General features: G+C 51.8%; 1 rRNA gene. It reads right to left on the reverse strand.

Annotated features, from left to right (window positions below):
• Positions 1–99: ribosomal RNA gene (gene rrf, locus FHD02_RS24190) — 5S ribosomal RNA — on the reverse strand; the annotation flags it as partial.
• Between the last annotated feature and the right edge of the window lie 148 nt (positions 100–247).

Below are 247 nucleotides of genomic sequence, written 5' to 3' on the forward strand. Positions count from 1 at the left end.
TCTCGCATGGGGAGACCCCACACTACCATCGGCGCTACGGCGTTTCACTTCTGAGTTCGGCATGGGGTCAGGTGGGACCACCGCGCTACAGCCGCCAGGCAAATTCTGTTTATCAGACCGCTTTTGCGTTCTGATGTCATCTGTATCAGGCTGAAAATCTGTCTCTTCGCCAAAACAGCTTCGGCGTTGTAAGGTTAAGCCTCACGGTTCATTAGTATCGGTTAGCTCAATGTATCGCTACACTTAC

This window comes from Citrobacter sp. EC_71 (genome assembly GCF_019584005.1).
In the GTDB taxonomy this organism is placed as follows: Bacteria; Pseudomonadota; Gammaproteobacteria; order Enterobacterales; family Enterobacteriaceae; genus Citrobacter; species Citrobacter werkmanii.